The sequence below is a fragment of the Mesorhizobium mediterraneum genome (assembly GCF_002284565.1).
GTDB lineage: Bacteria > Pseudomonadota > Alphaproteobacteria > Rhizobiales > Rhizobiaceae > Mesorhizobium > Mesorhizobium mediterraneum.
Window position 1 is genome coordinate 1 of record NZ_NPKI01000020.1, and the last position, 13537, is coordinate 13537.

General features: G+C 59.6%; 11 protein-coding genes and 1 pseudogene. 2 read left to right on the forward strand and 10 right to left on the reverse strand.

Translation table 11 applies throughout. The features are described 5' to 3' along the window. On the reverse strand, nucleotides 1-333 hold a 333-nt coding region (locus CIT25_RS38470; RefSeq protein WP_425351747.1), incomplete at its 3' end, for a VCBS domain-containing protein. 96 nt (nucleotides 334-429) lie between these two features. Continuing rightward, a pseudogene (locus tag CIT25_RS38710) lies at nucleotides 430-2253 on the reverse strand (Ig-like domain-containing protein); the annotation flags it as partial. 322 nt (nucleotides 2254-2575) lie between these two features. Here CIT25_RS38710 and CIT25_RS17910 point away from each other — a divergent pair. After that, nucleotides 2576-3529 (forward strand): transglutaminase-like cysteine peptidase, encoded by a 954-nt coding sequence (locus tag CIT25_RS17910; RefSeq protein ID WP_095485884.1) that lies wholly within the window; start codon nucleotides 2576-2578, stop codon nucleotides 3527-3529. 176 nt (nucleotides 3530-3705) lie between these two features. On the opposite strand, the gene CIT25_RS17915 is transcribed toward CIT25_RS17910, so the two are convergent. Genes CIT25_RS17915 through CIT25_RS17930 form a run of 4 tightly spaced genes read right to left on the reverse strand, consistent with a single transcriptional unit; the run spans nucleotide 3706 to nucleotide 9290 of the window. Next, entirely contained in the window at nucleotides 3706-4344 is a 639-nt protein-coding gene (locus CIT25_RS17915) for a ribbon-helix-helix domain-containing protein (RefSeq protein ID WP_095485885.1), read from the reverse strand. Beyond that, nucleotides 4334-5623, reverse strand: a complete 1290-nt coding sequence (locus CIT25_RS17920) for an HlyD family type I secretion periplasmic adaptor subunit (protein ID WP_095485886.1) — start codon at nucleotides 5621-5623, stop codon at nucleotides 4334-4336. The genes CIT25_RS17915 and CIT25_RS17920 overlap by 11 nt, the downstream gene beginning before the upstream one ends. A 48-nt stretch (nucleotides 5624-5671) precedes the next feature. Then, on the reverse strand, nucleotides 5672-7801 hold the full coding sequence (locus CIT25_RS17925; RefSeq protein WP_095485887.1) for a type I secretion system permease/ATPase: 2130 nt from the start codon (nucleotides 7799-7801) through the stop codon (nucleotides 5672-5674). Between the two features lie 40 nt (nucleotides 7802-7841). After that, a complete protein-coding gene (locus tag CIT25_RS17930; RefSeq protein WP_095485888.1) occupies nucleotides 7842-9290 on the reverse strand; it encodes a TolC family protein in 1449 nt (482 codons plus the stop codon). 297 nt (nucleotides 9291-9587) lie between these two features. Between CIT25_RS17930 and CIT25_RS17935 the strand changes: the two genes are divergently transcribed. After that, nucleotides 9588-10127: a hypothetical protein gene (locus CIT25_RS17935; RefSeq protein ID WP_095485889.1), complete on the forward strand. Its 540-nt coding sequence runs from the start codon at nucleotides 9588-9590 to the stop codon at nucleotides 10125-10127. 454 nt (nucleotides 10128-10581) lie between these two features. Here the strand turns inward: CIT25_RS17935 and CIT25_RS17940 are convergent, their stop codons facing one another. Genes CIT25_RS17940 through CIT25_RS17955 form a run of 4 tightly spaced genes read right to left on the reverse strand, consistent with a single transcriptional unit; the run spans nucleotide 10582 to nucleotide 13535 of the window. Continuing rightward, on the reverse strand, nucleotides 10582-11169 hold the full coding sequence (locus CIT25_RS17940; RefSeq protein ID WP_095485890.1) for a hypothetical protein: 588 nt from the start codon (nucleotides 11167-11169) through the stop codon (nucleotides 10582-10584). Continuing rightward, entirely contained in the window at nucleotides 11166-11756 is a 591-nt protein-coding gene (locus CIT25_RS17945; RefSeq protein WP_095485891.1) for a L,D-transpeptidase, read from the reverse strand. Before CIT25_RS17945 ends, CIT25_RS17940 begins: the two co-directional genes overlap by 4 nt. Continuing rightward, nucleotides 11740-12903, reverse strand: a complete 1164-nt coding sequence (locus tag CIT25_RS17950) for a CpaE/TadZ family protein (protein ID WP_095485892.1) — start codon at nucleotides 12901-12903, stop codon at nucleotides 11740-11742. The genes CIT25_RS17945 and CIT25_RS17950 overlap by 17 nt, the downstream gene beginning before the upstream one ends. Continuing rightward, on the reverse strand, nucleotides 12900-13535 hold the full coding sequence (locus tag CIT25_RS17955; protein ID WP_095485893.1) for a TadE/TadG family type IV pilus assembly protein: 636 nt from the start codon (nucleotides 13533-13535) through the stop codon (nucleotides 12900-12902). Before CIT25_RS17955 ends, CIT25_RS17950 begins: the two co-directional genes overlap by 4 nt. Nucleotides 13536-13537 lie beyond the last annotated feature (2 nt).

Genomic DNA, 13537 nt, shown 5'->3' on the forward strand with positions numbered 1-13537 from the left:
GGTGTAGACGAAGGTGTCGGTGGCGCCGCCGGCCGGCACGGCGTTGGCAAAGCCGTCATAGCTGTAGCTGCCGTTGGCGTTCAGCGTCAGCGTGCCGTAGGTGCCGGCGATGCCGGCGCCGCCCAGCCCGCCGCTCACCGGGCTGGCGGTGTTGCTGCCGGCGGCCACGCCGACAACGCCGCCACCGGCGGCCGCACCGTCGGCGCCGAACACGTCGTCGGTGGCGTCGCTCAGCACGTTGCCGGTGGCGATGGCGCCCTCGGCGACGCTGTTGGTGTCGGCGTTCGCCGTCGGCACATCGTCGACGACGTCGATGGTGATGGTGCTGGTGATGGTGTTGCCGTTGGCGTCGGTCGCCTGGTAGGTGAAGCTCTCGACGTTGTCGACCGTGTTGGTGCCGTTGTCGGCATCGGCGCCGTCGACCGGTGNAATGGTGAGTGTATCGTTGGCGCTCTGCCCGTCCTGGTCGGTCAGCACCACTGCAAAGTTCTCGAACAGGCTGTTCTCACCGAGGGCGGTGGGATGCGCCTCATTGTCGAGGAGCGTGTAGGTGTAGCTCACCTGACCTGTCGCGGCATCGTAGGCAGTCACAGCCAGCGTGTTGCCCTCCGGCGTCGTGAACGAGCCCGCCGTGAACACGCCGTTGGTGATGAAGGCCTGACCACTGATCGTCAGCGAGGCAATGCCGTCGGGCGAAGAGATGGTGAAGGTGCCCGTACCGGTCTCGGCCGTGCTTGACGGGTTCGACCCAGGCCCGCCCGGCGTACCGACATTTAACGCCTCTTCATTCACCGTCACGTCGCCGCCACGGGCCTCGGGCGTCAGGTCGGTGATCACCGGCGGTGCATCGCCGATCGAGATTGTCAGTGTCGTGTGCGACAGGTCGCCGTCGCCATCCTTGATGGTGTAGGTGAACACGTCGTCGACGCCGCCGGGCGTGCCGGCATCGCGCGCATAGCTGTAGGTGCCGTCGGCGTTCAGCGTCAGCTTGCCGTAAGTCCCCTGGATCTGCACGCCAAGCGTGCCGCCGTCGTCCAGATCGGAATTCGTCGTGCCGCTCGTGACCCCGACCACCGTCGCACCATCGGCGCCCTGCGTGTCGGCCGCCCCATCAGTCAGGTTGACGTCAACGCCGTCTGTCCCGCCAGCAAGCACATTACCCGTCGCGGGGCCGAACTGACCCGCCGTGATGCTGTCCGTGTCGGCAATCGCCGTCGGCGCGTCGTCGACGATGTTGATGGCCAGGTTGCCTGGCGCTGCCGGATCGCCATCGGCGTCCGTCACCGCGACGGGGAGGTTTACGCTGGTGGTGTCGCCGGAGGTGTTGTCGATGAGCGTATAGGAATAGCTGATCGTGCCCAAGCCGGTCGCGGGATCATAGACATAGCTCGCTGTCAGCGAGCCGGTCGCGTCGGTGAAGGTCTGGGGCACGCCGGTCAGCACATGGCCGCCCAGCGAGACTTCCGACACGCCGTCCGGCGAGCTGAAGCCGATCGTGCCAGAGGTCGTCTCCGAGGCCGCAGGCTCATTCGAGCCATGTGACTCGCCGCTGCGTGCCGGCAGGCCAGCCTCATAGACCGTGGTCGAGGCTACAGGATCAATCGAAGGGGTAGAGTCTTTCTCCCTGACGCCAATCGTCAGTTCGCGCGGCTCCAAACGGCCAAACTGCAAGGCCGTCGGCGGCAGCAATGCCGATAGATCGAACCCATTGCCGATCCCACCGACTGGAACCGCGAAGTTTCCGCCGGCGCTGCCCGGCGTCCCGTTTCCCGGCCCCGCCGAGATCGAGCCGTCGGCACCGAAGGCAATGTCGACATGGCTTGCTTCAAGCGCCGCCAGCAAGGCGACGCGCGGCACCTCAATGTCGCCGAGAATAAAGGTCGGCACGTTCAGGGCACCGTCCTTGATGACGACCACCGAGCCGTCTGGTTGTTCGAGCAGAAGGTGGCGGCCGTCGACTCGGATATTGTCGATAGCGACGTTGGCCGGAAATCTCACGGTGTTGCTGGCGTCGGCCACATATTCATGCGGCGCCGCAGCCGCTGGTGCATTGGCCGCTGCCGGCGCTTCCGTTTGCACTGCTGCGCCGTTGCCCACATCCGCCGGCACCGGCTCGGCTGCTGCCGGTTGCTCGGTCGAGGCTGCTTGCGCGACCTGGATACCTGCCGCCGATGCTAGGCCGCTGTGTTCATTGGAAGCAGAATGTTCGTCCGAGGAACCTGAAACACTGTCCAATTCGATAATGGTTGCCATAGCTGAAACCCCTCCGGTATTTCTCTGGAAGAGACAGCGGTAACCTCGGCTTTGCAACAGTCTGGTAATCTATTCCATATATCCTAATATGCATTTGCCACTATTTTTTACGCATGGTAAATCATATTTATATAACCCTATATATGTTGCCGCAGCAGAGCAATTTGCTGGCAATCCTTACGACAATGACGCGGAAAAATAAGTATAAATGTATATAAAAGTTTATACAAAATAGACGTAGCCCTTTGCGATAAAGTTATCCACCTTCCTTTCCAATAATTTGAGACAAGATTGGTAGCGTCCACAGTCAAAGGTGGGCGTTATGAAAAAAGAAAAGGCTGGCCTGGCAACCGGGCTCAAAATGCTCCTGCTAGCGGTCGGCCTTGTCGGCCTGTCGCAGCCAGCACTCGCGAATGCCATTGTGGCGGATGTCGCTGCGGCCGGTGAGCAGCTGGAAAAGGTGCAGGCGCCGCCATGCCTCGGCGGCGTTTCGCTGGCGAGATTTCAGCCTTGGCGGCCTGCTGAAGCTTACCGCACAGATATGTTTCCCGGCAGCTACGGGCTAGCCGTTGCTGATTACGGGGAGGCTCATCCGACGTCGCGAGGCGATGCCGGCATAGATCCTGTGCAGACGGCGGCGATAATCCCCGGTGTGTTCGGATCGGTTGCCTTGTCGATGCGCAACTCTCCCGTCTCGGCGCGCTGGGCACCTGTCTACAGGGCCATCGCCGGCTGCTTCGCGAGCAGTGCGTGCGAGCGCAAGAGCGCTGCTTTTGCCGAGATCGTTAACGCGGTCAAAGACCGGGGGTTCAGCGACAAGCTGTCCTTCGTCAACAGCAGCATAAACCGCGCGATTGCCTACAAGAAAGACAGTGCAGTTTACAGCAGGCTCGACTATTGGGCGAAGCCTTCGGAAATCCTCGAGCGGCGGGCTGGCGACTGTGAGGATTTTGCCATCCTCAAGATGGCGGCTCTGCTGCGGGCCGGTATCCCGGCGCAGAGCATGTCGCTTGTTGTTCTCCAGGATCGCCGCAGAAAATTCTTTCATGCCGTGCTGTCGGTGAGTACGGACAGCGGCACATTCATCCTCGACAGTCTCAACAACACTGTTTTGAAAGACAGCGAACTCCCTGATTATCTGCCGCTGTATTCCTTCAGCACTGACCGGGCGTGGATCCATGGCGCAAAACCAGGGGGCGCGCAAATAGCCGACATCAAGGGCGCTTTCGCAACGGTTGCTCCTGGCGAAGGTTCGGAGCCGGATATGTCCCTGTGAAAATGACGCGAAGCATCGTCAGGATTGAGCTGCACTTGCCCGGAGCGGCAGCTCTAAAGCGCGTTGCATTTGAACGGATTCATACGACGCGCTTTAAGTTCTTGTTTTTATCCATATAGCAAAACTGCTGCGCACCCTCGGGTCAAGCCCGAGGGCAAGCTTTTGCGCGACATGCATTAGCCGTTGACGAACGCCATCAGCAGCTCCGGTTCGGGTACGGGCGCCCGCACTGCATTCAATTGACCCCGATACCGACGTTCGCCGGCGCCGATGACGAAGCCGCTGGCGATCGGAACTTCGCCATTGGCATCGAGTCGGGCAAAAATGTCGGCGACATTGAGATCCAGCGCCAGCTTGAGATCTTGTCGTGCATCGTTGTTCGGTCCGGTCGGCAACTGACGCTTGACCAGTTGCTGGAACGGAGCATTGAAAGTCAGGATCTTCTTCGATGACGCCAAGGCAAAAGCGGGCGAGGGGCAGGCAACCAATATGGCATTGATCGTTCTGATCGATGCAAGCTTTCGCAGGATCAGGTTTTCATCCGCCAGCCCGAGTATGCAGGCCACCCGTATCGCCGACGTCAGATTACCAGTCTTGGTTTGATTTTTGGCGATCTCGTCGATCAGCATGCCGATCGTGCATTTCCTGTTTTCAGCCATCTGCTTCAGCGACATCCAGAAAGCCTTTTCCAGACGAATGCCGCGGCGTATGCCGCCACGCGCGACAACCCGGAACTCCAGCCCGAAATCCTCTCTGGTGATCGGCAGAAGCAACCGATCATGGGTGCTGGGAGGAGAGTTGGCGCTAGCGCTCACTCATCGCCTCCTGACGCACCTTGTTGATCGGCTTCAAAAGGTAACTGAGGATCGTCTTGCGTCCTGTCTTGATGTCGACTGAACAGATCATGCCGGGGATGATCGAATAGGCCTTGCCGTCCCGTTCGAGGGTGGACTTGTCCGTCGCGACACGCACCTGGTAAAAGGGCTCACCCGTTTTCTCGTCGACCAGGCTGTCGGCGGTGATGTTGGAGACCTTGCCTTCGATGCCGCCGAAGATCGAGAAGTCGTAAGCGGTGACTTTTATCAGCGCCTCCTGGTCGGGACGAATGAAAGCGACATCGCGTGGCGAGACGCGCGCTTCGACCAGCAAGGTTTCGGAGGTGGGCACGATGCCTGCCACGACCGAGCCAGGCTGGACGAAGGCGCCAACCGTGTTTAGCTCCAGTGTATTGACGATGCCGTCCACCGGCGAACGGATATCGGTGCGCGCTACCTTGTCAGTGGCCCCACGAATGGTTTCGTCCACGACCGAAAGCTCGGCCAGCGCCTGCGTCAGTTCATCCAGTGCTTCCTGCTGCAGCTGGAGGCCGAGTTCATCAACCTGGAGTTGAGCTTCAGTGATCGTTGACCTGATCTTCTTGACTGTCTCGCCGGACAGGTTCAGCTGACCGTTGAGTTCAGTCTGCTCCCGTTCAACCCGGATTTGCTCTGTCCTGGCCATCAGCCCCTTTTTGACCATTGATCCAACCAGTTTTGCCTCTTGGTCACTAACGGCTAGGTTCCTTGTCAGGCGGTCGGAATTGGCGGCTGCTTCGTCCAGTTCCTTCTCGCGCTGGTCGAGGCGCGATTTGAGAACGGACAATTTATTGTCGAAGTTTTCGCGCCGGGCTGTGAGAAGCTTTTGTTCATTCTCGCAGATTTGCGGAGCGATCGACTGAATGTCAGTCGGGCACAGAAAAGGCCCTGTGAGATTGCCGCTTTGTTCGTATTTGAGCCTTGCGATCCGCACTTCAAGCGCGCGTGACTTGGCCTGCTGCTCGCCAAGGCTGGACGTATTCAGCGTGTTGTCGAGCCGAATGATCAGGTCGTTTTTCCTGACGACCTGCCCAATCTTGACGGCGATTTCCTGGACGACGCCGGCTTCGCTGGCCTGGATGATTTGGGTCTTGGACGCCGGGATGACCTTGCCGTCGCCGCGTGCGATTTCATCGACTTCGGCAAAAGACGCCCAAGCAACAAAAACGACGAAGAGCGCTCCGATAATGAATATGGATGCCGACGCGAAAAGCGGCGGACGGTCTTCTCTGGCAAGCATTTCCCCATGCCCCATTATATTGAACTCGTTCAATATAATCTATTTTGATCAGCCACTTTTCTGCAGTGCCTTTACGACTTGTTCCTTTGGTCCGTCTGCAACTATCCTGCCTTGTTCGACAACGATAAGCCGATCCGCCAGCTCAAGCATGCTGTAGCGGTGGGTTGACACGATCAGCGTCGTGTTTCCATCGAAGGCCACTTTGAGCTGTTTGATCAACTGTCTTTCCGAAGCGAGATCCATTGAGCCTGACGGCTCGTCCAGGAAGACGATTTTCGGCTTGGTCAGCAGCAGGCGCGCAATTGCCACCGTCTGTCGCTGCCCCCCCGAGAGATTGGTACCCCGCTCGCCGACATTCATGTCATAGCCGCGCGGGTGGCGAGAGACGAACTCGTCGACACCGGCGGCCTTTGCGGCGTCGATGATTTCCTCATCGGTCGCTTCGGGGCACGCCATCAGGAGATTTTCCTTGATGGTGCCTGAAAACAGATCGCCGGCCTGGGCGACGATTCCTACCGCAGCGCGAACCTCCGACGGGTGGTATTGGCGGATGTCGATGCCGTCGAGCAAAAGCTCTCCCGAGGTCGGAAGGAAAAGCCTGCCGATCAGGCGACCCATCGTTGTCTTGCCGGACCCTATACGGCCGATGATGCCGATCCGTTCTCCCGGTTTCACCGAAAAATTGAGGCCGGTCAGAACCTCGTTTTCCGATCCGGGATAGACGAACCCGACATTCCTGAACACCATCGCACCGTTGCGGATGGGGCGATTGACGAAGCCCACCGTGTCCGGCCGGTCTTCTGGTTGAGCCATGATCGAATTGATGATTCTCAACGAGAGCATGGCTTGCCGCAGTCTCGAAAGCGTGATGGCGATCTGGCCAAGCGGAGCAACCGCGCGGCTTGCCAGCATGACCGTGCCTATTATTGCTCCCGTAGAAATATGGCCTTCCGAGAAGGCATAGGCACCAGCTACGACCAGGGCGACGGTCACAAGCTGCTGTATGGCCTGGGTGATGTTGCCGGCGGCAGCCGAAAGCTGCTTGATCTTTTCCGACGTGTTGGCAGCGTTCTTGGAGTGCTCGCCCCATCTCCGCAGCAGATACGCTTCGGCCCGCAGCGATTTGATCGTCTCCAGCGTCGAAATGGATTCGACCAGCAAGGCCTGGCGCTGAGAAGCCTCGTTCATCGAGGCGGCGACTCGCTTGCCGATACGTCGCTGCGTGATCAGCCCGACGATGACCGACGCCACGAAGGCCAATGCCGGTATGACCACCAGCCAGCCGCCGATCGCATAGATGACCAGAAGAAAGACGAACACAAAAGCCGTATCGATGAAGACGCTGATGGTGTTGGAGGTGAAGAACTCCCTCACGAATTCGTATTGGGTCACGCGATTTGCATATTCACCGGTCGAGCCTGGGCGCGCTGACAGAGACGAGTTGAGGACTTTTTCGAACAGAAGATATGATATTCGCAGATCTGCTTTGCGTCCGGCATAGTCGATGAGAGACGCCCTGGCGGTCTTCAAAAGCAGATCGAACAAAATGACGGCGCCGATGCCGATTGCCAGAACCCACAGCGTTGAAGTTGCCTTGTTCGGCAGGATTCTGTCGTAGACGTTCATGGTGAAGATCGGCGAGGCGATCGCCAGCAGATTGATGAATATCGCCGACAGGACCACTTTCGAATAGGTGCGCCAGAAGGCGCCCATCGTTCCCGTCAGCCAGTGACGCCTTTCTATCTTCGCCGCGGAACCGACCTTCATTCCTTCGGTGGCATTGGCATAGGTTATCGAAAAGGAAACGCCGCCACTGATGACACTGGCGGCAAGCTCGGATTTGGCGATGATCGTGCGGCCATCTTCCTGCGGGGCGGTCGTATATGCGCCGTCTTGCATCTCCGCCAGCAGGGCAACAGGCAACTGGCTGACGCGAAAGAGAATGGCAGGAAGATCGACACGACCGCGCAGAAAATCCCGGTGGCTGAATTCCTGGACCTCTAGACCGATGCGTTCGGCAAGATGCCTGATGTCATCCACCTCTATTCGCGTCTCTGAAAGCGGAACCCCGGCGAACAGGACCGTTTCGGCGCTCGGCCTGCCGAGATATCCGGCAACAGCCGAAAAGCAGGCCTTGAATGCCTCTTTAGGGGAGAGGATGTTGGGTTGCTGATTCACGATCTGCCCGCAAGGACTCTCGATCGATCCTTAAACCGAGCTATTTCTTCCTGACCGGGGCGAGGATGTCGAAAGGCAGATCATTTTTCTGTTCCGACGGGGTGCGCGCATAGGTTTCGGTGTCAGCAGTCTCTGGCGTTGCAAACTCGCTCCTGGCATAAGCCGTCGCCTGTTTTGCCGGCTGAAGGTTCATCGTTTTCAGCAACTGCCCGGTCGCCGCCAGCAGCCGATACTCGGCGAACAGCGATGCGTAGGAGGCGGTATCCGCCAGCGTTGCTGTATTGAACCGCGTATTTTGCGCATCAAGCACGTCGAGCAGCGAGCGCTGTCCGACCTTGAATTGTTCGCGATAGGAGACGACGAGTTTTGCGCTCTCGGAAGCCTGCAGCCGCAGAGTTTTTGCGAGGTCGGCTTGCCGGAAGCGGCGATCCCACGAGGTGCGGACGGCTTCCTCGATCTCCCGCAAGACCTGATGCAATCCGAGTCGCTGTTCGCTGGTGCGGCGGATCTGTTCTTGTTCGTTGGCCTTGTCGATACCTCCGCGATAGAGGTTCCATCGCAGCACGAGCCGAGCTTGCAGGTCGCTGGCGTCGCCGTCATCGCCATCAACGTCATATCCGGCCCGGGCACGGCCTTCAGCGACGATGGCGGGCCCGAATTTAGCCCGGGCTGCGTCCACCAGTGAAGCAGCAGCGTCGATATCGCTGTTGGCCATGTGAACGCGCGGATTGTTCTCGCGCGCCAGTCCCAGCGCCTCATCAAGCGACCTTGGCAGCGCGCCGCCAACACTCCCTGGCCTTGAGGCGTTCGTCAGCGGCTTGCCGACGGTCTTGAAGAATCGTATTTTGGCCTGTTCCAGCTCTTCGGAAGCTTCCTGCAAGCGTGCCTTGGCTGCTAAAAGCCGCTCCTGGGCTTGTTGGCCGTCGGCATCGTTCAGCGCACCACCCGCGATGCCTTGCCGGATATCGCCGAGAATCCCCTGATGGAAGCCCAGGTTCTTTTTCGCCTCTGAAACGATCGAGGCCTGCAGCATGTATTCAAGATAATCCTGGACGACGGAGAGCCCGATGAATTCAGATCGCTCCAGTACCCTGAAAGAAGCCCCATCGACCCGCGACGCCTGATGGTTCAGTTCGGCCCGTCGTGCTCCACTGTCATAGAGCGTTTGCGATATCACGACACCCGCTTCCGCCGGATAGAGCGCGTCATCCTCTGTGGAGAGCGCTCGTCGGGACGAATTGTCGAGGCGACGGGCTCCCGCAGATGCCTCGAGATCGATGCTGGGAAGATAGAGCCCTTTCGCTTGACGCAGTTCGAATTCGATTGCTTCGCGGTTTTCGATCGCTTGGCCGATCTCCGGATTGGACTCGACGGCTACGGCCATCGCTTCCTTGAGCGTGAGGGCACTAGCGCTCCCGCAAGCCAGCATCGAAAATGTGAAGAGCAGGCCAAGGCGCTTGCCAATGGCCACTTTGATTGTCGTATTCATGGTCTACCCCACCCACGCTTCTTGCCTGGTGCTTTTTGTACGGCCAAGCCTTCTCACCGAAGCTTTGACAAGTTATCCGATAAATTCTTCGAATACGTGAGTGTTTATTGATTTAGCACCGGCTTTAAATAGGGTCTGGGCCATAAAGTTTCGGGGATGTAGCAAAAATGGCACATAAACGGGCGGCTCGCCACGGTTGTGGGCTGCGCCTGCGCCTGTGATCAATGCTGTTCGCCGCCTTCCTTAAGCTTCGCGCAATCTTTGCAGCCTATTCTGCTTATCGATTGGCGAGGGAACATGACGCGCAAGTCGCTACTGCTTTTTGCCTTTCCGGCTCTCATTCTTCTCATTCTGGCAGGGGAGCGGGCAGCGACGTTCCTGCTCGGAAGCTATCCGGCCAGCCCCGCCCTGTGGCGGATCTGGCTTGAACTGCGCCCTTTGGCGACGATGTTCTGGCAGCAGGTCGACCTTTATCTGGGCGGTTCAATGGTCCTTGATGCCGCCATCCTGACCGCCGCATCGATCCTCTGCTGGATGGCTTGCCGGACGCGAAAATCGGCCGCGTTCTTCTTCCTTGCCAACCACGCCGCTTTGCTTTTCGCCGGGTTGATGATGGCTTCCAGCAGCCATTCTGAAACAGCGAGCACGATCGCGGCATTCACCGCGCCGAGCGGCCATCCATTCTCGCTGATGCTCGACTTCACCTGGCAGAACAGCCTGGTGCTGCTTCTGGGCACTGCGGCCTGCGCCTACTGTCATGTTGCGTTTCTCAGCGAAGCGCGACAGCGTTCCCGGGCGGTCGCCGTACGGCTTATTGCTCTGCAGCGGGATTTCTAATGCATGTCGCGCAAAAGTGCGCAGCGGTTTGCGATAACGACATGCATGAGAACAAGAACTTAAAGCGCGTCGCATGAATCCATTCAAACGCGACGCGCTTTAGGACCCGGGACACGCCGTGGTTTTCACGAAATGGGCTTTCACGTAGCCGTCCAGACTCACTGACGGCAACGGATAGTAGGTGACCGGGCACCATTGCCGCTTTCGGTCCGCCCCGGCCGGCCGGCATGGGCCTGTGGCCACGATGATGCCGTTGTGATCGCTAGCGATTGCGCCCGTAGCCTTGGAGAGGTGGCTTGGCTGCGATCGGATATAGAGAACATCCCAAAAGTCGACATTGACTACATGGTAGCAGGTCGTAGCCGTCGCGCTCCCGATCGGCATTGCCAACAAGACGACGGCAGCTCTGCACGCAGCTGAACGCAAAAAACCCGTCTCTCGATGTCTGTCGCTTCTAGTTGATTTTCTTGTAGTGGACCTTGCCGTCAGGCTGCACTATGCGCTGGTAGGACGAGTTTGGGGGAGGGGGCGGCGCCGCGATCCTCTTTTTGGGCGGGCGCGGCGCTTCGACGATACTGGGTTCGGTCGCTTCTTCGAGATCGGTGGCTGCTTCCGCCATGGTGCTGGTCGTGATCACGGAAGGCTCCGCGATGCTCGACATGTTGTCGTCACTGTCCAGGGGCAGCTCCTGTTCAAGCCGGGCAATGCTGCCTTTGACTTCGTTGAAGCTGCCCTGCAGTTGACTGTCCAGTTTTTCAAACCGGCTTTGGAAGCCGTTGTTGACCGTATCGAGCCGGGCCGCGATCCGTTGCTCGAACGATCCGAGCTGTTCCAGCCGCCGTTCGACAAGGCGCAGATCGTTGATGCCGCGGTAGAAATAGACCGCGGCCGCTATGTTCACCGCCGTGATCAGCAAGGCGCCGACGGCGACAACGCCGAGCATCCTTGCATTGCTCGGTTTCCCAACTGCAGCTTGCTCTTCCGTGTGGGTTGCCGGCCCAATGTCGATTGCCGGCATATCCGGGTCGCTGATCATCGTCATTGGACCACCACCTTTGCGCCGACCGAGACGCGCTTGAAGAGATCGATCACATCGGTGTTGGTAAGACGGAAACATCCCGATGTTCCGTCGAAGCCGATGCCCTTGGGATCGTTGGTGCCGTGGATGCGGTAGAGCGTGTCGCGCCCGTCCCGCAGCAGATAGAGTGCCCTGGCGCCGAGTGGATTGTAGGGACCGGCGGGCACCATTTCCGGCAGCTCCGGCTGGCGGGCGCGCATTTCCCTGGGCGGGCGCCATTCCGGCCATTCCGTTTTCGCCCCGACCTTGACGATGCCGGTCCAGCCAAAGCCGTCTCGTCCGACGCTGATCTGGTAGCGCAGCGCGTGGCCCTGCCGGGTGACTAGATAAAGCGCCTTCTCGTCCTTGCGGATGATGATCGTGCCGGCCCGTTCCGCGGTTTGGAGAGCAACCGCCTTGCGCAGGCTGGGGCCCATTGCCGGCAGCGGCGGCCGGTCCGACAGCGCGGATCGGGCATGGGCGAATTCCCAGGCCGGCATCCCCAAGGCCAGGCCGATGATGCAGGCGCCGGCAAGCCTCGGGACGATGCGGTATCTACCGGGCTGGGTCATCGAGCCGCTCTTTGAACATCCGCTTCAGGTCCTTGTTGAAGCGCGCCCGCCCATCCACTTCGGAAGGCAGGATGGCCCGGTTCAGCGCGTCGGTCAGCAGCGCATTGTCCAGGCCGACCGACTTGATGTGCGGCGCCTTGAAGATCTTCTCGAGTTCGCTGCGCGAAAAGTGGTTGCCGAACCATTTGCGCTTATGCTTGTTGGCGACCAGCGTGATGCTCACCGAATTGCCGCGCAGCTCGCGGATCTTCGTGTAGAGCCGTTTGCCCTGCCGCAGCGAGGCGACGTTGAGCTCGAAGACGATGAAGATCTCGTCGCTCGTCGAAAGCACGGAATTCTGCCAGGGGGTTTCGATATTCGGCAGGTCGATGACGATGTCGTCGAACCGGTAGGCGACGAGGTCCAGCAGCCGGAACACGAAATCGCCGCCCTGCGGCTCAAACGGCAGTTGCGGCCTCTCGAAGGAATAGAGTGTCAGGCCGGACGGGCGCGAGAGCTTGATGACGTCCATCAATTCGACGTCGAGCCTTTCCGGCTGGCCGATGATGCCGGCCAGGTCGAACTGGTTGAACAGGTTGAGATAAGCGCCACAATTGGCGCTCTGGAAATCGAGGTCGACGAGGCAGGTCGAAGCCGCGCGTTCGGTGGATTTCGACGCCAGGAACTCTGCCGCCGACAGAGCGAGCGTCGTGGCGCCGGCGCCGCCGCTGGCGCTGATGAAAGTGATGATGCGGCTCTTGGTGCCCTGGTTGCCGGTGTCGTGGAAGGTGACCGCGTTCAGCAGCTCCTTAGCGTCGAGAGGCTTGTGCAGCCAGTCAGAAGCGTTCATGCGAACCAGGATGCGCGTCTTTTCTGAGGTCAATTCGTCGGAGATCGCGATCAGCGGCACGGCCGCCCACAAGGCGCGCGCCGCGACTATTCCAGGCTCGCCGAGCAACTCGCCATTGGCCAGGTCGAGGATGACGATGCCCGGGCGCGTCTCAGCGGGCGGGCCCTTGAGGAAGTCAGCCGTGTCTGAAATCCTGACATCGTAGATCGCCAGCGCGTCGAGCCGCGTCGCCACCTCGCGCTTGAACTGTGGATCCGACGAGAATAGGGCCACTTGCTTTCGTTTGGTCGGCAGAACCTTGGTGTTGATGGCATTCATGACGCGGTACTCTTCAGGTCTTCGCCCGTGACCGTGCTCAGCATGGAGGGCATGGTGATGTTCGCAAACCCCATCAGCCCTTGCAAAAAGAAGAACTGGAAGGTCCGGTTCTGAAGGCTGACGGTGATTGTCGGCACCGGTCCGCCGAACCGAGTCTGGTAGCCCAGGCCGGTGGCGGAATAGGCGATGACGACATTGTCGCGCCGCAGGCCAGGAAAGAAATGACACATACCCGGCCGCTGGTCTGTCGCCAACGCGGGACAGGCGTCGTCATTAGTGACTGCCGTATCGCCGCGGAAGATGCGACTGAAATTGGCAGCATTGAATGTGCCGCCATTGCTGCAAGCCCCTGTGCCGGCGGTATATGCGCAGACGAAGGGTCCATAAGCGGCGGCCACCACCGGCGCGCCCGGTGTCGTCGTCGGTGCGGCTGTAGCTAGCGCGGTGGCAACCGGATCGGAAATAGACGCCAGGCGCGCGCCTAACTGGACGGCCTTGGTGGCGGCGTTCCATTGATAGAAGGCATGGCCGAAATCGACGAAACCGAGAACAAGGGCAAACAGCAGCGTCGCCACGATGGTCATTTCTACCATCGCCGCGCCGTCTTCCGATTTCGCAAAACGCTTGATCATGA